Origin of the sequence: Shewanella indica, from assembly GCF_002836975.1 — a bacterium.
Classification (GTDB): domain Bacteria; phylum Pseudomonadota; class Gammaproteobacteria; order Enterobacterales; family Shewanellaceae; genus Shewanella; species Shewanella indica.
Genome location: NZ_NIJK01000050.1, coordinates 1 through 19,844, shown reverse-complemented (window position 1 = coordinate 19,844; position 19,844 = coordinate 1). Strand labels below are relative to the sequence as shown.

At 52.7% G+C, this 19,844-nt stretch carries 21 protein-coding genes; 16 read left to right on the top strand and 5 right to left on the bottom strand.

Annotated features, from left to right (window positions below; genetic code table 11):
• Nucleotides 1-13: 13 nt before the first annotated feature.
• Entirely contained in the window at nucleotides 14-388 is a 375-nt protein-coding gene (locus CX650_RS17875; RefSeq protein ID WP_025011525.1) for a YacL family protein, read from the bottom strand.
• Nucleotides 389-799: 411 nt separating this feature from the next.
• Between CX650_RS17875 and CX650_RS17870 the strand changes: the two genes are divergently transcribed.
• Nucleotides 800-1,768: a zinc transporter ZntB gene (locus tag CX650_RS17870; protein WP_096142320.1), complete on the top strand. Its 969-nt coding sequence runs from the start codon at nucleotides 800-802 to the stop codon at nucleotides 1,766-1,768.
• 90 nt (nucleotides 1,769-1,858) lie between these two features.
• On the opposite strand, the gene fkpA is transcribed toward CX650_RS17870, so the two are convergent.
• Nucleotides 1,859-2,635, bottom strand: a complete 777-nt coding sequence (gene fkpA / locus CX650_RS17865; RefSeq protein WP_028780139.1) for an FKBP-type peptidyl-prolyl cis-trans isomerase — start codon at nucleotides 2,633-2,635, stop codon at nucleotides 1,859-1,861.
• A 205-nt stretch (nucleotides 2,636-2,840) separates the two neighbouring features.
• Between fkpA and CX650_RS17860 the strand changes: the two genes are divergently transcribed.
• From CX650_RS17860 to CX650_RS17825, 8 genes are all read left to right on the top strand, one after another.
• Nucleotides 2,841-3,815 (top strand): WD40 repeat domain-containing protein, encoded by a 975-nt coding sequence (locus CX650_RS17860; protein ID WP_101096606.1) that lies wholly within the window; start codon nucleotides 2,841-2,843, stop codon nucleotides 3,813-3,815.
• Nucleotides 3,816-3,818: 3 nt separating this feature from the next.
• On the top strand, nucleotides 3,819-4,031 hold the full coding sequence (locus CX650_RS17855) for a SlyX family protein (RefSeq protein ID WP_025011529.1): 213 nt from the start codon (nucleotides 3,819-3,821) through the stop codon (nucleotides 4,029-4,031).
• A 21-nt stretch (nucleotides 4,032-4,052) separates the two neighbouring features.
• Nucleotides 4,053-4,541, top strand: a complete 489-nt coding sequence (gene def, locus CX650_RS17850; RefSeq protein WP_044733842.1) for a peptide deformylase — start codon at nucleotides 4,053-4,055, stop codon at nucleotides 4,539-4,541.
• On the top strand, nucleotides 4,538-5,893 hold the full coding sequence (locus CX650_RS17845) for a COG3014 family protein (RefSeq protein WP_101096605.1): 1,356 nt from the start codon (nucleotides 4,538-4,540) through the stop codon (nucleotides 5,891-5,893). The genes def and CX650_RS17845 overlap by 4 nt, the downstream gene beginning before the upstream one ends.
• 22 nt (nucleotides 5,894-5,915) lie before the next feature.
• Nucleotides 5,916-6,509 carry a penicillin-binding protein activator LpoB gene (lpoB, locus tag CX650_RS17840; protein WP_170946744.1) on the top strand — a complete coding sequence of 198 codons (594 nt, stop codon included), beginning with the start codon at nucleotides 5,916-5,918 and terminating at the stop codon, nucleotides 6,507-6,509.
• A 222-nt stretch (nucleotides 6,510-6,731) separates the two neighbouring features.
• Nucleotides 6,732-9,377, top strand: coding sequence for an aminopeptidase N (gene pepN, locus CX650_RS17835; protein WP_101096604.1), 2,646 nt, complete (start codon nucleotides 6,732-6,734; stop codon nucleotides 9,375-9,377).
• A gap of 134 nt (nucleotides 9,378-9,511) precedes the next feature.
• Entirely contained in the window at nucleotides 9,512-9,724 is a 213-nt protein-coding gene (locus tag CX650_RS17830; protein ID WP_039035807.1) for a hypothetical protein, read from the top strand.
• Nucleotides 9,725-9,892: 168 nt separating this feature from the next.
• Nucleotides 9,893-11,182 carry a glycerophosphodiester phosphodiesterase family protein gene (locus tag CX650_RS17825; protein ID WP_071477152.1) on the top strand — a complete coding sequence of 430 codons (1,290 nt, stop codon included), beginning with the start codon at nucleotides 9,893-9,895 and terminating at the stop codon, nucleotides 11,180-11,182.
• A 57-nt stretch (nucleotides 11,183-11,239) separates the two neighbouring features.
• Here CX650_RS17825 and CX650_RS17820 read toward each other — a convergent pair whose 3' ends face one another.
• A complete protein-coding gene (locus CX650_RS17820) occupies nucleotides 11,240-11,806 on the bottom strand; it encodes a phosphoribosyltransferase (RefSeq protein ID WP_039035805.1) in 567 nt (188 codons plus the stop codon).
• Nucleotides 11,807-12,216: 410 nt separating this feature from the next.
• Here CX650_RS17820 and CX650_RS17815 point away from each other — a divergent pair, with 410 nt between their 5' ends.
• The 4 genes from CX650_RS17815 to CX650_RS17800 all read left to right on the top strand — a co-directional run bounded on the left by CX650_RS17815 (nucleotide 12,217) and on the right by CX650_RS17800 (nucleotide 16,007).
• The gene (locus tag CX650_RS17815; protein WP_101096603.1) at nucleotides 12,217-12,942 is read left to right on the top strand and encodes a basic amino acid ABC transporter substrate-binding protein; all 726 of its coding nucleotides are present in this window, start codon (nucleotides 12,217-12,219) and stop codon (nucleotides 12,940-12,942) included.
• Between the two features lie 6 nt (nucleotides 12,943-12,948).
• Nucleotides 12,949-13,626 (top strand): amino acid ABC transporter permease, encoded by a 678-nt coding sequence (locus CX650_RS17810; RefSeq protein ID WP_025011537.1) that lies wholly within the window; start codon nucleotides 12,949-12,951, stop codon nucleotides 13,624-13,626.
• Nucleotides 13,619-14,344, top strand: coding sequence for an amino acid ABC transporter ATP-binding protein (locus CX650_RS17805; protein ID WP_039035803.1), 726 nt, complete (start codon nucleotides 13,619-13,621; stop codon nucleotides 14,342-14,344). Before CX650_RS17810 ends, CX650_RS17805 begins: the two co-directional genes overlap by 8 nt.
• Before the next feature lie 97 nt (nucleotides 14,345-14,441).
• Nucleotides 14,442-16,007 (top strand): CehA/McbA family metallohydrolase domain-containing protein, encoded by a 1,566-nt coding sequence (locus CX650_RS17800; protein WP_101096602.1) that lies wholly within the window; start codon nucleotides 14,442-14,444, stop codon nucleotides 16,005-16,007.
• A gap of 14 nt (nucleotides 16,008-16,021) precedes the next feature.
• On the opposite strand, the gene CX650_RS17795 is transcribed toward CX650_RS17800, so the two are convergent.
• Together CX650_RS17795 and CX650_RS17790 are read right to left on the bottom strand one after the other, a co-directional pair.
• Nucleotides 16,022-16,768 carry an RES family NAD+ phosphorylase gene (locus tag CX650_RS17795; protein WP_052248263.1) on the bottom strand — a complete coding sequence of 249 codons (747 nt, stop codon included), beginning with the start codon at nucleotides 16,766-16,768 and terminating at the stop codon, nucleotides 16,022-16,024.
• Between the two features lie 36 nt (nucleotides 16,769-16,804).
• Nucleotides 16,805-17,167 carry an MbcA/ParS/Xre antitoxin family protein gene (locus CX650_RS17790; RefSeq protein WP_025011540.1) on the bottom strand — a complete coding sequence of 121 codons (363 nt, stop codon included), beginning with the start codon at nucleotides 17,165-17,167 and terminating at the stop codon, nucleotides 16,805-16,807.
• A gap of 231 nt (nucleotides 17,168-17,398) precedes the next feature.
• Here CX650_RS17790 and nfsB point away from each other — a divergent pair, with 231 nt between their 5' ends.
• The 3 genes from nfsB to CX650_RS17775 all read left to right on the top strand — a co-directional run bounded on the left by nfsB (nucleotide 17,399) and on the right by CX650_RS17775 (nucleotide 19,702).
• Entirely contained in the window at nucleotides 17,399-18,052 is a 654-nt protein-coding gene (gene nfsB / locus CX650_RS17785) for an oxygen-insensitive NAD(P)H nitroreductase (protein ID WP_039035801.1), read from the top strand.
• 130 nt (nucleotides 18,053-18,182) lie between these two features.
• Nucleotides 18,183-18,824, top strand: a complete 642-nt coding sequence (locus CX650_RS17780) for a DNA-J related domain-containing protein (protein ID WP_101096625.1) — start codon at nucleotides 18,183-18,185, stop codon at nucleotides 18,822-18,824.
• Between the two features lie 140 nt (nucleotides 18,825-18,964).
• Entirely contained in the window at nucleotides 18,965-19,702 is a 738-nt protein-coding gene (locus tag CX650_RS17775; protein ID WP_039035800.1) for a DsbA family protein, read from the top strand.
• The last annotated feature ends 142 nt before the right edge of the window (nucleotides 19,703-19,844 follow it).

Genomic DNA, 19,844 nt, shown 5'->3' with positions numbered 1-19,844 from the left:
CAATGCCGCTTGTTCAGCGGCTCTGGTGCAGAAAGTCACACCAACTCTCAAGCACATCCTGAAAATCTTCCAGGCCGCACCAGGCTTCTGACTCGGCATCATAAAGGGAGAGGGACTCATCCAACTCCTGACTCTCACCGAATTCGAGCACATTGGCGTAAACCCGCACCTGCTCCTGATCCAGTTGCAGCGTCAGATCCCGGCCAATCAACTGCCATTCGCGAATGCGCCCTGACTGTAAATCCGCCAATGCCTGTTTGACCTGAGTGCAGATCTCGGCGTTATCCGCCAACTCTTCAGAGAACCATTGCCCCAGTACATGATGCTCCATACTGAAGCGGGCCATTGCGGTTCCCGTCAGTGAATTGCGCCGAAATTCGTATTCCATGGTGCCACTTCTTTTGCTGTAATCAAACCTATCCTAATTTTAACCCAGAGCCCAGGGGATTGCCCATAGTTATGCCTGGGCTTTACTTTCTATCGTAATATCATTCCCTATAGAAGTTTGACTTGCTCAGAACTGTGTCAACCATTGGGGTTCAAGCCAGATTGGCGATGGCATAGTGATGCTACGACGAGACAAGTTGGTGTAGTCATCTGGTGGCTGACAAGCTCCCCAAGGTCGAGTTGAAAAAGCACGTATGCGGCGCAAGCCAATGTCGCTTTATCCCGATATCCTATTACTTTACTTGCCTGACTTGCCTGCCCAGCTTTTCATCGTCACTGAGTGAGTAAATTCCTATGCCCAGTGGTATAACTAGGTTAGCTTGAACTAAAGCAAACCTATGAGAGTGAATCTATGGCCGAAAAACAGTTTTGTGCCTTGCTGCTCAGCGGGGAGATGGCAGGCAAGGAGTTGACGCAGCAACAGGTCAGCGACTGGCGCCCGGAGCAGGGCATACTCTGGCTGCATCTGGACTATAAGAAGAAATCCAACCGTCAGTGGTTGCAACAACACAGCGGCCTGGAAGCGCTGGAAGTGGCAGCACTGTTGGCGCAGGACACTCGCCCCAGGGTGGTACAATCCGGCCAGGGCTTCCTGCTGGCGCTCAGAGGGGTCAATCACAACCCCGGGGCCGACCCGGAAGACATGGTATCGATACGCCTCTACCTGGACAATCACAGAATTATCAGCACCAGCAGTCGCGAGCTGTTATCGGTCAAAGACATCATCCAGAGCGTCAGCCAGGGAGCTGGCCCCGGCAATACCGGGGAGTTTTTGCTGGCACTGACGCAGCGTCTCACCCAACGTAAGACGGAGTTTATCGACCGGCTGGAAGAAACCGTCGACGATCTGGAAGACAAGGTCATGGCCGGTAACGACAGGGATCTACGCAGCGATATCGCCGAGCTCAGGCGCCAGATAGTGGTGGTCCGGCGCTACCTGGCGCCGCAGCGGGAAGCCTTTACCCGCCTGCTGGCAGACTCGGCCAAGGTATTTGATGAACAGCAGCGGCTTAAATTCAACGAAATCAATGATCAACTCATTCGTTGCATCGAAGATCTGGACGCAATCAGAGACAGGGCCAGCGTCACCCAGGAAGAGTTACAAAACCGTCAGGCCGAGGCAGTCAATCGCCGCCTCTATTTCCTGTCGCTGATCAGCGCCGTCTTTCTGCCGCTGGGTTTTCTTACCGGTCTGCTCGGGGTCAATATCGCCGGGATCCCGGGCGCCGATGTCGGCTGGGCCTTCGGAGCCTTTTGCCTGTTCCTGTTGCTATTGGTAGGGGGACAGTTGTGGCTGTTCTATCGCTATAAGTGGCTTTAGAATCACTGACGTAATAAGTGACTGTAAAAAGAAAGGACGCCGGCGGCGTCCTTTTCAATATCGGGTATCCACTTTCCGTGAAAGAAGGGATTACTTGGCAGAAGCCTCGGCTTCGGTCGGCTCTACGGGGGCATCGGCCTTTTTGACCTTGAGCAACTCGACTTCAAAGATGAGTGTGGAGTTGGCAGGAATAGTGCCCATATCACGCTCGCCATAGGCCAGCTCAGATGGGATAACAAAGCGATACTTGGCGCCTACCGGCATCAGCTGAACCCCTTCGGTCCAGCCAGGGATCACCCGGTTCAGGGCAAATTCTGCCGGTTCACCGCGGGAGTAGGAGCTGTCAAACTCAGTGCCGTCGATCAGAGTACCACGGTAGTGAACTGTCACTACGTCTTCGGCGGCCGGCTTCTCACCCTCGCCTGGAGTCAATACTTCGTATTGCAGACCGGACTCAGTGGTGATCACACCCTCTTTGGCCTTGTTCTGTTCCAGATAAGCCTTGCTTTCCTGCATCGACTTGGCCGCCATCTCCTGGACCTTGGCCATACGTTTTTCATTCAGCTTCTGGTCCAGACCTTCAAGCACTTTCTGCATCTCATCTTCAGTCAGTTGCAGCTCGTCTTTCAGCCCCTGTTGGAAACCAGTCACAATCAAAGCACGATCGACTGAGAAACCCAGCTCTTCCTGCTCCTTGATATGGCCGGCCATGTAGCGGCCAATAGAGGCGCCCACGCTATAGGCTTCTTTCTGCTCGACAGAGCTCAGTTCCACTTTGTCGGCACTCGCTGTTTTTTGTTCTTGGTTACAGGCGGAAAGGCCGATCAGGGCCAGTGCGACCAGTGAAATTTTGTAAATCGGTTTCATTAAAGGCATCCTCAGGATCTTCAAATGGTTACAATTAACCCAAAATATGTAAGACGACTCACTTTATACCAGTTAACTTTGAGATACAAAGCAGATTATCCATACTGGTTAACAAGGGAAAGCGGCCGACAAACCGATAACCCTTGCATGGAAGCGACAGCGTTTTACCCTTACTCAAAATGACAAGTCGAGGCGGTATAAGTTCATGGCAATAAACAGATTGCTACTTATTTGCACGCTCAGTTTTACTTTGCTTGGCCTTGGTGCCTGCCATCCAGGCCCCAATAGCAGCCAATCCTTGGCGGCCGATCCCAGCTACAGCGCCAGCCTCTCTGCCGATGGCCGCTACGCTTTGATAAGCAGCCAGGAGGGGATCAGGCTTTGGGATCTCAAACAAGGCGCGGTCAAGTATCAGTGGGCTCAAGGCAGTGAAGCCAATGATGTCATCGCCACGGATATCTCGGCCAATGGAGAATATGCGGTGACGTTAAGCCGCGATTCAGTTGCACTGTGGAAAATCGCCGACGGCCGGGCGGCGGGTTGGTGGTCACTGCCGGCAGTAGCTCAGGCTGTGGCCGTGGCCGACAACGGCCAGTTGCTGGTGGGGTTGGCCGATGGCGCGGTAATGTCGCTGACCCCGACCACCGGTGTGCTGGTGAAATTTCTTGGCCACAGCGAAAAAGTCAACAGCGTTGCCCTCTCTGCCGATGGCCGCCTGGCATTGACCGGGGCCAATGACGCTACCGCCCTGCTATGGCGCACCCAGGATGCTCAGGTACTGAGGCGCTGGCAGATGGACTCCAGGGTACTGAAGGTTGCCCTCAGCCGCAGCGGTAACCTCAGCTTAGTGTCCGACAGTACCGGCAATGCCGACATTTGGCACAATGACTCAGGGAAACTGGTCAGCTCGCTGGCGATAGTACGGCGGCAAATGAACTTTTCGGCGGCGCGCTTTATCCAACAGGAGCAGGCCTTGTTAACCGGCACACCAGCCAGAGAATTGAGTCTGTGGCAGGTCGATTCGGGGAAAAGAGTCGCCGACTGGCAAGTTTCACTGCCAAAAAAGCCTTTGCCCCAAAGCGCCGTAGTATACTCAGTGTCTGAATCCGACAACGGCCAACTTCAAAGTATCAGTAGTGCCAGCTTGCTGGAACGCTGGTCGGCGCCAACACAGAGGTAAGTAATGCAAGCAATCCCGGACAGGATCGAAGAACTCGAAACCAAGCTGTCATTTCAGGAAGCCACACTGGAAGAATTGAGTCAGGAGATTTTCGAACTCAATAAAGTCGTGGCCGAGCAGCAGTTTCAGATCCAGTTGTTAATCAGTAAACTCAAAGCGGTAGAACCGAGCAATATCGCGTCTCAATCGGAAGAAACGCCGCCGCCTCACTACTGAGTCGAATAAAGGGGGATAAGGATGTTAGCCATAGCAACCTACGGAGAACGTATTCTGGGGCAGGCTGCCCAGCCGGTTCAACTGTTCGATGAACCTTTGGCGGCCCTGGCCGAGAAAATGCTCGAGACCATGAAACTGGCACAGGGCGTAGGCATAGCCGCGCCTCAGGTAGGCCAAGGTATCCGCTTGTTTATTATGGCATCCCATCCCAACGACAGATACCCGGATGCGCCTTTGATGGCGCCCCAGGTGGTGATCAACCCACAGATACTCAAACGCTCAGGCAAGATGCTGGCCGGGGAAGAGGGTTGCCTGTCTCTGCCCGGTGAGAGAGTACAGATTCTGCGCCATGAAAGCATTGAGGTACGTTATCAGGACCTCAGCGGCGAGTGGCAGCAAGAATGGTTACAAGGCTTTGTCGCGCGCATTTTTCAGCATGAATATGATCATCTGGAAGGACTCACCTTGAGAGAACGACTGGAGATCCAAAACCAAGGAGCCGACTCTTGAAGTCAGGCAAGTTACTGCTGCCACTGTTGTTGTCATTGAGCCTCACTGGCTGCGCCTTCAACAGTGTATTGGTCAACTATCCATCCCAACTGGCCGGCGTTCGCGCCGAACTCGACTCATCAATGCCGGGCAATGCCGCCAAGGAATTGGCAGGCGGGATCAGCAGCCGAGATGGCCTGCTCTATGCCCAGGAAGCGGGGCGCGCCGCGCAGATAAGCGGCGATTTCACCGCCAGCAAAGACTATTACCAAAGCGCCATAGCCGCCTATCAGGCATTCGACGACAAGGCCAAGCTCAGTTTGTCCGAGCTGGGTTCACAGGGCGGCAGCCTGCTGCTGAACGACAATATCATTCCCTATCGTGGTCCCGGGTATGAGCGCATCATGCTGCACCAATATCAGGCTCTCAATTATCTGTTTGCCGGCGATGCCGAAGGCGCGTTGGTGGAGGTGCGTCGCAGCAATGAACTGCAATCGCTGGAGCAGCAAAGGTACGAAAAATCCAGCAGTGCGGTGCAGCAGATGGCCAACGGCACTATCAGCGCTGAAATGGATAAACTGGGCAAGGCGGCCGGCAGTGTCACCAGCTCGTTTTTGAACGCCTACAGTTACTACACCACAGGGGTACTGCACGAAATCCTTGGTGAGCGCAACGATGCCTTTATCGACTATCGCAAGGCGGCGCAGATTATGCCGGATAATCCTTATCTGCAGCAGGATCTGGTGCGCTTGGCCAAAGAGCTTGCCATGCCTCAGTATGATGAGTTCAAACGCCGTTGGGGAGAAGCGCCCACGCCCGCCAAGGGGCAAGGCCAGGTCATCTTGCTGCTGGAGCGCGGCTTTGTGCCCGCCAAGGAGAGCCTAACAGTTCCCTTCACCATTCACGGCAACTGGCAAACTGTCTCTCTGCCCACCTATATGCCCTCCAGAGTGCCGGTAAGCAGTGCCAATATCCGCGGCTTGTCAAAACCTATGACTGCAGCCCCGATAGCCAATATAGATGCCTTAGCCATCACGGCGCTCAAGGAGGAACTACCCTACCTGCTGGTGCGCCAGGCCGCCAGGGTCTATGCCAAGTCGGAAATGGCCCGCAAGGCCGAACGCAAAGACGGTTCGGACCTTGGGGTGATCGCCATGCAGATATTCAACGTGGTCACAGAGCAAGCCGATCGCCGCAGTTGGCTCACGTTACCTAGGCAGGCACAGATAGCAAGGCAGTTTGTCGATGCCGGCAGCTATCAACTAACCCTGGACAATCAGGGCACGGAAATTCAGGTTCAGAGTGGCAAGACCACTCTGGTCTGGGCAATAGACACTGGCAATGTCACACGTTTTTATACAAAATTGATTTGATAACCTTGAAATGGAACTGACTATGAAACACTTGAAGCTGATACTGATACTGGCAATGGCTATGGGCATGGCAGCCTGTCAATCCAAAGTGGAATACGGTGATGCCACTGAGGTAGAGACAGTGAATGAAAACTTCGGTTCGACAGATCTGCAAGCCATTGCCGCCAAAATGGTCGACAGCATGCTGACTTTCCCGCCTGTGGTGGCCATGACAGCCAACGACAGACCTATCATCTTTGTCGACAAGATCAAGAACAAGACCTCTGAGCATATAGATACTGAGTCAGTAACCGACTCCATCAGCAACAAGCTGCTGCGCTCAGGCAAGTTCCGTTTTATCGATATGACCAAGGTGGATTCAGTGCGTAAGCAACTGGACTACCAGAACAACGCCGGCATGGTTGACCCATCCACCGCCATCAAGTTCGGTCGTCAGATAGGCGCTCAATACATGCTCTACGGCAACCTTTCCAGCATAGTCAAACAAGATGGCAGCACCCGTGATGTCTACTACAAGATGACCATGCGCCTGATGGATCTGGAAACCGGCTTGATCGAATGGTCCGATGAAAAAGAGATCCGCAAAGTGAAGTCCAAGTCCTTCCTCGGGCTCTAACCAAGCACCACACTCCTTCCCAAAAGCCGCTGTCACAGCGGCTTTTTTGTAACATTTCTCCTTTGTTCTTTGTCGGCAAATAGCGTAATTTATGCCGCGGGCGCCAAGCCTGACAGGGTATTAACTCTAGGTGTATCCCTCCCCTTTCATTCCTGTTATTCCTGTTGTGAGGGAAAACACCGACACCTAATGGTAAAACAATAAAAAGCAAGGAATCTGTTTGTGAAATCTCTTCCCCGGTTGTTTGGTCTCAGCCTGTTGGCTGCCGGACTGCTATCACTCAGCGGCTGCAGCAGCACTCAATCTTCTGCAGGTGCGCGGGATGGCAGCGGTTATATCAGTGAGCAACAGGCGATGGCCCGCTCTGCCAGAGTCAGCAATGTCAGCTATGAACTGGACTTTACCTTGGATGGCAGCGAGCGATTTGCCAACCGCACCCTGGTACGTTTCAGTCTCAGCGATAACCAACAGCCCCTGACACTGGACTTGAGCGAGGCGCAGATCATCAGCCTTAAGATCAACGGCCACAGGCTCTATCCCAAATACAATGGCGCCTACCTGGAGATCAGTGCCAAGTTGCTGCTCAAAGGCGACAATGAGATAGAAGTCAGCTTCACACGCCAGCACTCCAGCAATGGTGAAGGACTGCATCGCTTTGTGGATCCCGTCGATGGCAAGGTCTATCTCTACTCCCACTTTGAGCCCGCCGCCGCGCAGCAGATGTTTGCCGTATTCGACCAACCGGATCTCAAGGCCAGCTACAAGTTAACCGTCAGAGCCCCCAAAGACTGGCAGGTGATCAGCGCCACCCAAGAATTGAGTGTGACCCCGGAGGGTGACAACCAGCTGTGGCAGTTTCCGGCAACGCCCAAGTTGAGCCCCTACAACTTTTCCATGCATGCCGGCCCTTACCACGTCTGGCAAGACAACAGCGGCAAATACCCCATGCGCCTGTTTGCCCGCCAATCTGTGGCGGCCCAGGTCAATGCCGCCGACTGGTTCAGATACACAGGCGCCGGGCTTAAGTTTTTTGACGACTATTTCGGTATCGACTACCCCTTTAAAAAATACGATCAGCTGCTGGTGCCTGACTTCCTCTATGGTGCCATGGAAAATGCTGCTGCCGTCACCTTTGCCGAAGGGCGTTTTCTTGGCAGTGGTGAGATGACAGCCAATCAGCGCCAGCGCTTGGCGTCTGTGATCATGCATGAAATGGCGCACCAGTGGTTTGGCGATCTGGTGACCATGAAATGGTGGAACGGTCTGTGGCTCAATGAAAGCTTCGCCTCCTTTATGGGCATGCTGGCGAGCGCCGAGGCCACTGAGTTTGACAATACCTGGCGCAGTTTTTACGCCAGGGGCAAACAGAGTGCCTATCAACAGGACTCAGGCGTTACCACCCACCCCATAGAAGTGCCAGTGGCCAGTAGTGCCAACGCCTTCGATAATATCGATGCCATCACTTATCAGAAAGGTGCCGCGGTTCTGATTCAACTGCGTCACCTGCTTGGGGAGCAAACCTTCCGCCGTGGCGTCAGTGAATACCTCAAACGCTACTCCTGGCAAAACGCCACACTGGAAGACTTCATTAGCAGTCTCGGCCAGGCCGCCAAGCGGGATCTGAGCCAGTGGACCCGGGATTGGCTCTACAGCGCCGGTGTCAACAGCCTCAAGGCCGAGTTCCAGTGCCAAGATGGCCGCATCAGTGAATTTGCCCTGTTGCAGTCAACAAGCGATCCCGCCTACCCGACTATCAGAGAGCAAAAAGTTCAGCTAGCCTTACTGAGCAATGGCCGCCATGAGATGCACCTGCTGCAAACTCTGGCCGTTAGCTACCAAGGTGAAAAAACCTTGGTGCCGCAACTTACAGGAGCATCCTGTCCTGATTTGGTTTATCCCAACTATCAGGACTGGGGCTATGTCAAAGTCGAGCTCGACCCTCGCTCGTTCGATACCGCCTTCAATCACCTGGCCAGGGTAGAAGATCCCCTGCTGCGCGCCATGCTCTGGCAAAGCCTGTGGGACAGTGTCCAGAGCGGTAAGTTGCCTTTGAACAAGTATCTGGAAACCGTGCTTATCAATGCTCCCAAAGAGAGCGATTACACCCTGCTGGGGCAAATTCTTGGCAATATGCGCTACAGCAAGGCCTTGCTCGAGTCGATGGCTCCGATTCACTCGACCTATGCCGAGCGCGCCATCAGAGCGCTGGCGCAGATGAGCCTGCGTCTGACCATGCAAAACGCGGATAATAAAGATCTGCAGCGGCGCTGGTTCGATGCCTATGTGGACTTTGCCCGCGACGGGGACTCGCTGGATCACCTGCTGTCACTGCTGCAGGGCTACAGTAAGATAAAGGGAATAGAGCTGGATCAAGATACCCGCTGGCAGCTTATCTATCAGTTGAACCGTTACGATTACCCCACCAGCAAACTTCTGCTGCAGCAAGAAGCCAAACTTGATATCAGCGATTCAGGGCAAAAGGCGGCCATCGCCGCCGAAGTAGTGCGTCCGGACACCGCCGGTAAACGCCGCTGGCTGGAAAAAATCAACCATTCGGCGCTGCCGTTTGCCAAGCTGAGGGTGGCGATGGAAAACCTCTATCCCAGCAGCCAAGGGCAACTGCAGGCCAGCACCGCAGAGCAGCGCTTGAATCAGTTAGCCACTCTGGACGCCGAAAAAGACCCGGTATTTATGCGCAGTTACGCGCCGGCATTATTACCGCGTCAATGCAGTCACGCCTCAGTGCTGCGGCTCGAAAAAGCCTTGCAGGCCAACCCAGAGCTATCGGCCCAGACCCAGCGCAATCTCAAGCAAGCAATAGAAAGGGAGCGGCACTGCGTGTTGATAAAAGAAACCCTTAAGCCTTAATTGGCAAAGCAAGTTCAAGGGCCTCAATGAGGCCTTTGGCGTATTATTGGTCCAACCGAGCCACACAATAGTGCCGTAATGTGCGAGAATAATGTGCCAAAATATTCAATATGCTTAACACCCAAGGAGTCATTATGGGATTAATGAGTCTGGTAGCCGTCATAGCCATAGGCTTTTTTGCCATGGTACTCATCAAGGACTACAACAGTAAGCAGCAAGACGGTCAAAGCCGTGAGATAGAAAAACTGCAACGGGAAGTGGACGAACTGAAGCAGCGGATTGCCAACCTGGAAACCATAGTTACAGACAAGAGCTACGATCTGAAGGACAAGATCAATCGACTCTAAGACTAACGCAATGGTTCCTCTTCAGTATATCCGGAACAAGATACTGTATTAATTAAGTTAGTTGTCATAATTTTACTATCCGGCTGTCATTTAGCATCCTTAGCTTAAGAAATACCATGCTCGTCAGGCGAGTAAACTCCTGTGCGAAATAGCAAAAGGATCTGCTTAATGAAGGTTTTTCACTCCCAAACAACGTCGGCATTACTTGGCTCTGTACTGCTTGGTCTGTTGCTCGGTGGCTGCAACAGCAATGACAACAACGCCAATACTTCAACTCCGGCTCAGGATCAGCAGGAGAAAGTTGGCGCCAACCTGGGCCCCCGTCCCCTGTTTCTGGTAAATGACATGGATGAAGGGCCGCTCAAAGATAAACTGGCACAATGCAGCAAGGGGCCCTTTTATCGCACCGACTTCAGCATAGGCCACCGCGGCGCCTCCATGCAGTTTCCAGAGCACACCAAAGAAGCCTATTTGGCGGCTATAGATGCCGGCGCCGGGATAGTGGAATGTGATGTCACCTTCACCGCCGATAAACAGCTGGTTTGTCGGCACTCCCAATGCGATCTGGCCACAACCACCAATATCCTCGGCATCCCTGAGTTGGCAGCCAAATGCCGTCAGCCTTTCTCTCCCGCCGATGCTGCCAATGGTATTAACGCCAGCGCCGAGTGCTGTACCAGCGATATCACCCTGGATGAATTCAACCAGCTTTGCGGCAAGATGGATGGTTTTAATCCCAAGGCCACCACGGCGCAAGCATTTATGGAGGGCACTCCTGCCTGGCGCACGGATCTTTACGCCAGTTGCGGCACATTGATGACCCATGCCGAGAGCATAGCTCTGTTTAAAGAAGCCAAGGTCAAGATGACGCCTGAACTTAAGGCTGCCAGCGTGCCCATGCCCTTCGATGGCTTCAGCCAACAGGACTATGCTCAGAAGATGATCGACGAATATCAGGCCGCCGGGGTGCCGGCAAAAGATGTCTATCCCCAGTCATTTAATCTGGAAGATGTGCAGTACTGGTTGGCCAATAATACCGATTTTGCCAGGCAGGCCGTCTATCTGGACGGCAGGTATGACTCGGACAGCAGCTTTAACCCCAATGATATGGGCCATTGGCAGGCCGATATGCAAAGGCTCAAGGCGCTGGGAGTCGAAATCATTGCGCCGCCCTTGTGGGTATTAGTCGTTCTGGATGACAGCGGCAAAATAGTTCCCTCGGCCTATGCTCTGGCGGCCAAGGAAGCCGGGCTTAAAATAATCACTTGGTCACTGGAGCGATCCGGCCCCCTGGCACAAGGCGGTGGTTGGTACTACCAAAGCATCAGCGGCAGCATTAATAACGATGGCGATGTTTATCAACTACTGGATGTACTGGCCAAAGAAATAGGAGTACTGGGGGTCTTCTCCGATTGGCCGGCGACCGTAACTTACTATGCCAACTGCATGGATATCTAGCCATTGCTGACAACAAAGAGGGCGCCCATCGGCGCCCTCTTTGTATTGGATTTTTTATCAGAGAAACAGCTCTTTGATATTTTTGAGATCGCCCTTACCTTCGGCCAGCTCTTGTGCACTCAGGCCGGAAACTTCATGGGGGAATACCAGCCATTCATCCGAGGCGTGGATATAGTAGTCGGGTTTCAGTGGCACCGCAGTATTCTGTGGCTTGTAGTAAGGACAAGCGATACGGATATCCTTGGGCATATTCAGACGCATGGATTGACTGAGCTTTTCCTTGAGAGCAAAAACGCTGCGCCCGGAATCGAAGACATCATCAACAATCAACAAACCATCATCGGCATTGGCATTTTCAACAATGTAATGCAGACCATGAACCTTGATCTCCTTGCTCTGCTTGTCTGTACCTATGCCGTAATAGGATGAAGTGCGCACCGCTATATGGTCGGTTTCCACCTTTTTGAAGTCGAAAAACTCCTGTACCGCGATCCCTATTGGAGCGCCGCCACGCCAGATCCCAACAATAAACTGCGGCCGAAAACCACTGTCATAGACCTGTGCAGCCAGACGAAATGAATCCTCCAGCAATTCCTGAGCGGTAATAAAGCGTTTTTCTATCATAGGTATACGACCCCATCTTGTTCTATTTTGTGTGCTTCGCTGTCTGCTTTGGCAGGTACTGAATTGGAGGCCTGTTCCAAAATCCGGAGTGGGCTTCCACCATTGTAGGCAGGCAGAGGATTTTGGGCGCGCATTTTATAACAAATTTTTCCTCGGTGCTGTGCCAAATGCACATTCTTGTGTCTCAGGCGACAAAAAATCTTCTCTAGTTGCTCAGCCCTAATTGAGCAATCTCTACTTTATTCATTCAAGCATGTTCAATTAATAAATAACAAACTAATTAACAATGTTTTTTTAACACCAAACGAATCACGAGTGAATACTTAAGCATTTTTTATGATTAGTTATTGATTGAGATATGGGAACTGGCTATAGTGCCAGTCATACGGTTCCTCAAGAGTATCTCCAAGATGAAAAAATCCCTGCTTATGGCCACTATCACGGCCTTGCTGTTGACCGGCTGCGGTAAAGATCAAGATGTACTGGTCGTCGGCACCAATGCCGCTTTCCCACCATTTGAATACATGGGGGGCGCCAATGGTGATGAGGTAAAAGGGCTGGATATCGACATTGCCAAGGCGATTGCCGCCGATGCAGGTAAAACCCTCAAGGTAGAAAACCTCAAGTTCGACTCTCTGATAGTGGCGCTGAACTCAGGCAAAATCGATTTTATCGCCTCTGGTATGACAATCACGGATGAGCGGCAAAAGAGTGTCAACTTCTCTACGCCATACTATGAAGCCACCCAAGTGGTGATAGTCAATCAGGACAGCCAGGTATTCAACACTCCGGCTGATCTTGCCGGCAAGAAGATTGCGGTGCAGTTGGGCTCTACCGGCGACATCATGGCCAAGGAACTCAAGGCCGAAGTCGTCGCTTTCAATACGGGTTTTGAAGCCTTTATGGAGCTGAAAAACCACAAGGTAGACCTGGTACTGTTCGACAGCCAACCGGCAGCCACTTATCTGGCCAAGAACCCCACTCTCAAACGGCTGGATATCGACTTCTCACCCGAATTTTACGGTATTGCAGTTGCCAAAAATCAACCCGAACTGCTCAGCCAGATCAATGCCACACTGGTACGGCTACAAAGCTCAGGCGAATACCAACAACTCCTTGAAAAATATCAGAAGTAGTCTTAGATGGATGCAATAATCTCTTCGCTGTTTACCCCCATAGGGGAAGACGGCATGATCGGTATTTTGCTGATCCTAAACGGCCTCAAGGTCACCTTGACTGTGACCTTCTTCGCCATGATCCTCGGCGCCATTCTCGGGGTGCTCACCACCTTGATGGGCATGTCCGAGCGCTGGTATCTGCGCTGGCCGGCCAAGCTGTATGTCGGGGTGATCCGCGGTACTCCTGTAGTAGTGCAACTGGTGATCCTCTACTTTATCGTGTTGGCCGCCATGGATGTCGACAAGGTGACCGCCGCCATCATCGCCTTTGGCCTCAACAGCGGCGCCTACATCAGTGAGATCATCCGCGCCGGTATCCAGGCGGTCGACAAGGGCCAGGCCGAGGCCGCCCGCTCTTTAGGGATGAGCCATTCACTGACCATGCGTGAAGTCGTGTTACCGCAGGCAATCAAGAATATTCTGCCGGCGCTCGGCAATGAATTTATCGTGCTCTTGAAAGAAACCGCCGTCATCGGCTTTATCGGTGGCGTGGATCTGATGCGCGCCGGTGAAATCATCCGCAGCCGAACCTTCGAAGATGTGGTGCCGCTGCTGACTTGTGCCCTTATCTATTTGTTATTGACCTACAGCTTCACCTGGCTGTTGGGTAAGTTTGAAGCGAGGCTGAAACAAAGTGATTGAGATAACCAACCTGCATAAGTCCTACGGCAAACTGGAAGTACTCAAGGGCATAGATCAGCATATCGCCAAGGGAGAAGTGGTCAGCATCATAGGCCCAAGTGGTAGTGGCAAGAGCACTTTTCTGCGTTGTATCAACCTTTTGGAGCAACCGACTGAAGGCGAAATACGAATAGCCGGTGAATCGATAACGGCGCCTGGCGCCTGTGTCGACAAGCTCAGGCAGAAAGTGGGCATGGTATTTCAGCACTTTAACCTGTTTCCCCACAAGACGGTATTGGCCAACCTAACGCTGGCACCGGTCAAGCTGGGATTGATGAGTTTGGCCGAGGCCGAAGCCAAGGCTTTGGGATTGCTGGCTAAGGTTGGTCTGGCAGATAAGAAAGATGCCTATCCATCCAGCCTGTCCGGCGGCCAGAAGCAGAGGGTGGCCATTGCCAGAGCCCTGACCATGTCTCCGGAGCTGATGCTGTTTGACGAACCCACCTCGGCGCTGGATCCGGAAATGGTCGGCGATGTGCTGGACGTGATGCAATCTCTGGCTCGCGACGGCATGACCATGGTGATAGTCACTCACGAGATGGGATTTGCCCGCGAGGTGTCTGACAGGGTGATCTTCATGGATGAAGGAGTGATCCAGGAAGCGGGCACGCCGGAGCAGATTTTCAATGCGCCGCAAAACCCCCGTACTCAAGGCTTCCTTGCCAAGGTGCTGCGCTGATCACTGGTAACTTTTTAGTACAAAAGTGCCATAAATCTGCCATCTTAATTCTCTATGTTGGGTGCTTCCCAAAACGCCCAATATAGAGAGGTTATTCGTGCGTCAATCCCATCAAGTCGCAGCATTGTCACTGCTGTCTCTGGCCCTGCTGGCCGGCTGTAACTCAGATAACGACACTCAAACTCCGGAGCCGGTAACGGGTCGCTGGCTCAAAGGCGATCTTCATGTTCACACCGCGGTTTCCCAGGATGCCAGAGAGACCCAGGCCGATATTCTCAAGTGGGGCTTCGAGGACTTTGGCCTGGATTATATGAGCCTGACCAACCATATGCGCAACAACAGCCAGGACAATGACGATAACGACCTAGGCGGCATTCTCTTCTATGATGCCCTCACCCGCTACGAAAAACCCGGACTCGCCAGCCTGATGCCCAACTACCCGGGCAAGTTGGTTTACTCCGGCTTTGAGTGGGATATGCCGACTCACGAGCACTTCAATATCGTCATCCTGGCCGATGAACAGCAGACTCTGGATGCGATTAAAACCTTCGAGTACAGCTTCAGCGCCAAGAATGAGCCGGAGGATTTCGCAGCCGAAGATCTCGCCGCCTGGGAGGCCGCCGGCGTCAAGCGTCAGAATCAAACCCATGCAGATGCCGTAGCGGCGCTTGCCTGGCTACAGCAACATTTTCCCAAACAGAGCTACGGCATGCTCAATCATCCCAGACGCTATCTCGACAGCTACACCATAGCCGAAGTCAGGGAGCTTCATGATGCCGCGCCTGAGGTCTTCTTCCTGGTGGAAGGTATGGTTGGCGGCCAGTTCAGTGGCAACCGCGGTGACTATGGTGACAGCTCGAGCGGTGTTTACGGCGGTGTCGATCCCGTCGTTGCCGAAGTCGGCGGTTGGTGGGATGCGCTACTGGGAGAAGGGCGCAGGATTTGGAACATGGGTAACTCGGATATTCACTTCAAGACCAGGCCACCCTACGCCAGCAGTTATTATCCCGGCGAATATGCCAAGAATTACACCTGGGTTGAGGGTGAAGGTACCCAGGCACTGCTTGAAGGGCTACGCTCGGGGAACAGCTTTGCGGTATTTGGCGATCTCATCGACGGGCTGGATCTCCAGATGAATAGCGGTGAGCAAACCATCACTATGGGACAAACCTTGAGCGCCAAGGCCGGCGACAAGGTCACTATCAATATCAGGTTCCGCAGCCCTGAGCTAAATAACAAGGAAAGCGATATCGGCAATGAACACTACGCTGGCATTAATCCTGGAGTACATCATATCGATTTGATTGCCGGTGATATCGGTGAGCGAGCCAAGCCGGGAACGGCTGCCTGGCAAAAGGAAACCAACGACAGCACCCGGGTGATTAAGTCTTTCACCCAGGCTGACTGGCAAAAAGACAGCGATGGTTTCTACAGCATGAGCTTCAGCTTTATCGCCGATGGTAAGCAGTATTTCCGCCTGCGTGGTACTAACCTGGATTACAACGTCAACGGCTTGACCAACAAGGGCACACCTCTGCGTTCAAAGGTACTGCCTCAGGCTGAAGGGGAGCAGGTGCAGCAATGGTACAACGACATCAATGAGCGTAACTACGGCGATCTCTGGTTCTATTCCAACCCGCTGTTTATCACCACCCAATCCTGAAGTAATTTCTGTTCTCAGGCGGGACGCGGCAACTGCCCGTCCCGCAAAAAGTCTTTTAAAAACCAGGTCAATGGCATGCTGCGGCTATTACGACGACTGAAAGCAACCTTGTCTGCGGAGCTTTGACAGAGCCAATATTCACACTCCTGCGGCTCGGTTGATAGCAACACCAAAGGATCGTGCAGCGCCAAATTGACGCCCTTTTCAGCTCTGGCCGACGTGTAGCGGATCATCTGTGCCTGCTGTTGCAGCAACCAGGCCCCCAAAGCCTGGGTATAGGCATAGCTCGATTTGTGAGTCAGTTGCTGCTGCAATTCCGGCCCCTGCAATAGCGTCAAGTCAGCACAATCGCGGGCATTGATATCCACAGAGTACAACATATGCTCAGAGCGCAGCGGCTCCAGATAAGGCTCCAACATATCGGCCATAAAGACAAAACGATAATAGGCGACTTCGGCCAAACAGGTCTGCCAGGATTCACTGGCATAAAAGAAGCTTTCCATTGTGATACTGCCAAAGCGCGAACCATGGCGCAGCGGCGGATAACGAAACGGGGTCTTGAGCAGATAATGCAAGTGCTCAGTCCCGCTTCGGTAAGGCGGTTTAACCTCATCGAGCAGGGATTCAAGCAGCATCTGTTCGTCAAAATCATCCACCAGACTCAGGGTGGCGGCTTCTTCCTGGGACTCGACCAGGCGATAACCGCGGCCAAAGTAGTGGCGAGGAAAAAAGTCCTGCGGCTCTAACGCACTAAAATCCATTTTCAGTTGTTTGTCTCCTGTCACCGGTTATGGCTGTCAGACCTTGCCTCTCATAGCATCCAGATATTGGTTAACACTCACCAGACCAACCACGGTTTGCAATAAAGTCTTGGGGGTTCCATTCAGCGCCTTGTTGGGACTGTTGAGCCAGTGACGCATAAAGGCTTTTTCACCACCCGCTATGGCATACAGCGAGCGATATAGACGGATAAGTTGCAACTGCAACTCCCCCTGCTTGGAATCGGGTTTAAACCCCTTGCCGCTGTTACGGCTCAAGGTGCTGGGATTTACGCCTATGATACGGCTGGCCTCGGCCTGGGTAAGTTGTAACTCGCTGCAAGCATTGGAAAACGCCTTGAACAATACCTCGGCTGCATTGGCTTTCTCTAGGGTATTCATCTTTGCTGCTCCGCCATAAACCTGTCCATATATTAGCCAACCAGCACGGCAAACGCAATTTAAGACTCAATATAAATGCAAAAGCAACCCCACTGACACCAATTAGTGGTTCCCACCAGCGTACTTTCAATTTATTTTTGATATAGCTTGCAGCAGAAACACTGTTGTAAAGCGCAACAGAGATCGTAGAATGCCAAAACAATTTCAGCCTCATTTGTCCGGAGCAGTGACATGACAGATCTGACATACCTTGCCAAAAAGCGCTATACCACCAAGGCTTTTGATCCCAACAAGAAGATCCCCCAGGATAAAATTGAAGATCTGCAGAGTCTGCTGCAGTTCAGCCCCTCCTCGGTGAACTCCCAGCCATGGCACTTTGTACTGGCCGCGACAGATGAAGGCAAAGCCAAAATTGCCGAGTCTACCGCAGACTATGGCTTCAACACGCCAAAGATCCTCAACGCTTCCCACGTGATTGTGCTCTGTACCCGCAACAACATGGACGAAGCCCATCTGCTGCGTCTGCTTGAGCAGGAAGAGGCCGATGGCCGCTTCGCCGACGAAAACGCCAAACAAGGCCAACACAACGGCCGCTCTTTCTTCACCAATATGCACAAGTTCGAACTTAAGGACCTGCAGCACTGGATGGAAAAACAAACCTATCTGGCGCTGGGTACTCTGCTGCTGGGCGCCAGCGTATTGGACATAGATGCCACTCCTATTGAAGGCTTCGATGCCAGCAAACTCAATCAGGTTCTGGGTTTGAGAGAACAAGGCCTGACGGCCAGCGTGGTTGTGGCCCTTGGCTACCATGACGAGTCAGACTTCAACGCCAAGCTGCCCAAGTCTCGCCTGCCTCAGGAAGAGCTGTTTACCAAAATTTAAGCAAGGCCTCCTTCCCTGCTTTTCTTTCAGAACCCGGCTCCACGCCGGGTTCCATTATTTTCACCTTGCACCCACGGACACCTGTGGCATAGTAGATTTTATCGTCAGTTCAGGATGAATGATTGCTACCATGCTGCTTGCCAAACCCGCGCTGAACCAGGCCGACGTTACTGAAGTCAAGCCGACCCGACTCAAGGGCGATAACCCGCTTATCTGGCCAATTCTCGGTTTGCTCAAACGCAGCAACCGCTCCTGGAAGGTGCATCACCTCGCCACCGAATTACAGCAGCAGGGACTGATGCACGACTTGGATCCTCTGCCCGAGAAAGATCTGTTCAAACGCAACTTTCTGCTGATGAATGCCCTCTATGAACTGCAACACATACTGCTGCCGGGCCAATGGCTGCAGGTAGAAGCCATGAATATCATATTGCTGCGGATCCCACCGGCCAATGTGCTGCAACTACAACAGGATGACTCAGCGCTTAGAGACTACTACCTCGACTGGAACAACTATGACACCTGCGTCAATGTCGTTCGTGAGATGCTGGAGTCCTTCTGGAACAGTTATCAGGATTATATTGGCGTACGACGCGGCCGTTTTGCCCAGCGAGAGGCGCTGCGGGTATTGGAACTGGAAGCCGACGCCAGTGACAAGGAGATCCGTCGCCAGTGGCGTAAACTGGCGCTAAAGTGGCACCCGGACAGGCAAGGCGGTGATACCGCCAAGTTCAGACAGATCTGCGAAGCCTGGCAAGCCCTGCGAGGTTGAATAACCAGGCAAAGCGCCAAAGCTTAGCCTCGCTCACAGAAATGACCGCCAAAGGCACCGACGCTTAAGTCATAATTAAGCCAGTCACACTAACCTGACAGCAAAGGGCGCTGCGCCCGGTCAATTCTGAGGAGATTATTTTGCTCAAGCCACTGGTTGCCGCAATGGCACTTACCCTAATCCCGCTGGCCGCCAACGCCGCCGACTTTATCGAAGGTAAACACTATACCCAGATAGCCAAGAAAGGCAGTGAAGAACCCAAGCTCACCGAGTTCTTCTCTTTCTACTGTCATAACTGCTTCAGCATGGAAACCCAGTATCTGCCGGACATCAAGGCCGGTCTCAATAAAGAAGTCAGCTTTGACAATAAGCATGTCGACTTTATGAACAGCGATCTGGGCACTGAGGTGATGAAGTCACTGGCCATCATGCAGGAGCTGGGCGCGACAGAGAAGTTGACTCACCCCATGTTTGCCGCCATTCAGGGCGAGGAAGGAGCCCATGGCCATGACCATTCTGCCCCTGGACACAAGCACACCTCTGCTATCAATAGCCGCGACGATATCAAGCAACTGTTTGCCGCCAACGGCGTGGATGTCAGCCAGTATGATGCCTTGGCCGACAGCAAGAAAATCAATGATGTCATCGCCCTGTGGCGTAAACAGCAGAATGAATTTGCCATTCAGAGCGTGCCAAGCTTCGTGGTAAACGACAAATATATGGTTAACCTGGGAGAAATTCGCACTCTGGGCGAACTGACCGATCTGATCAATTTCCTGGCTACCGAAAAAGATGCCAAGCAAGATGAAGGCGGCAGCCTGGGTTGGTTGTTCCTGGCCTTTGCCGGTGTCGCTGCAGTCAGCAGACGCCGCCGCTGAAATCAGACGCTATAGCGACAAAACACTCTATTCGCCAACAATTTAAAGGCCACCCCAGGGTGCAACGTAGATCAGATAAGGATCGGTTGACCGATCCTCCTGATGAGAGACAATCGGAAACCTGTTTGTAGGTTTCCGATTT

Bases quoted from the DNA above. Each gene is read 5' to 3' on its own strand.
- CX650_RS17830 (WP_039035807.1), top strand. From the start codon at position 9,512: ATGGGATTAATGAGTCTGGTAGCCGTCATAGCCATAGGCTTTTTTGCC.
- CX650_RS17825 (WP_071477152.1), top strand. From the start codon at position 9,893: ATGAAGGTTTTTCACTCCCAAACAACGTCGGCATTACTTGGCTCTGTA.
- CX650_RS17860 (WP_101096606.1), top strand. From the start codon at position 2,841: ATGGCAATAAACAGATTGCTACTTATTTGCACGCTCAGTTTTACTTTG.
- lpoB (WP_170946744.1), top strand. From the start codon at position 5,916: ATGAAACACTTGAAGCTGATACTGATACTGGCAATGGCTATGGGCATG.
- nfsB (WP_039035801.1), top strand. From the start codon at position 17,399: ATGACAGATCTGACATACCTTGCCAAAAAGCGCTATACCACCAAGGCT.
- CX650_RS17820 (WP_039035805.1), bottom strand. From the start codon at position 11,806: ATGATAGAAAAACGCTTTATTACCGCTCAGGAATTGCTGGAGGATTCA.
- CX650_RS17790 (WP_025011540.1), bottom strand. From the start codon at position 17,167: ATGAATACCCTAGAGAAAGCCAATGCAGCCGAGGTATTGTTCAAGGCG.
- CX650_RS17815 (WP_101096603.1), top strand. From the start codon at position 12,217: ATGAAAAAATCCCTGCTTATGGCCACTATCACGGCCTTGCTGTTGACC.
- CX650_RS17780 (WP_101096625.1), top strand. From the start codon at position 18,183: ATGCTGCTTGCCAAACCCGCGCTGAACCAGGCCGACGTTACTGAAGTC.
- CX650_RS17810 (WP_025011537.1), top strand. From the start codon at position 12,949: ATGGATGCAATAATCTCTTCGCTGTTTACCCCCATAGGGGAAGACGGC.
- CX650_RS17870 (WP_096142320.1), top strand. From the start codon at position 800: ATGGCCGAAAAACAGTTTTGTGCCTTGCTGCTCAGCGGGGAGATGGCA.
- CX650_RS17855 (WP_025011529.1), top strand. From the start codon at position 3,819: ATGCAAGCAATCCCGGACAGGATCGAAGAACTCGAAACCAAGCTGTCA.
- CX650_RS17795 (WP_052248263.1), bottom strand. From the start codon at position 16,768: ATGGATTTTAGTGCGTTAGAGCCGCAGGACTTTTTTCCTCGCCACTAC.
- def (WP_044733842.1), top strand. From the start codon at position 4,053: ATGTTAGCCATAGCAACCTACGGAGAACGTATTCTGGGGCAGGCTGCC.
- CX650_RS17875 (WP_025011525.1), bottom strand. From the start codon at position 388: ATGGAATACGAATTTCGGCGCAATTCACTGACGGGAACCGCAATGGCC.
- fkpA (WP_028780139.1), bottom strand. From the start codon at position 2,635: ATGAAACCGATTTACAAAATTTCACTGGTCGCACTGGCCCTGATCGGC.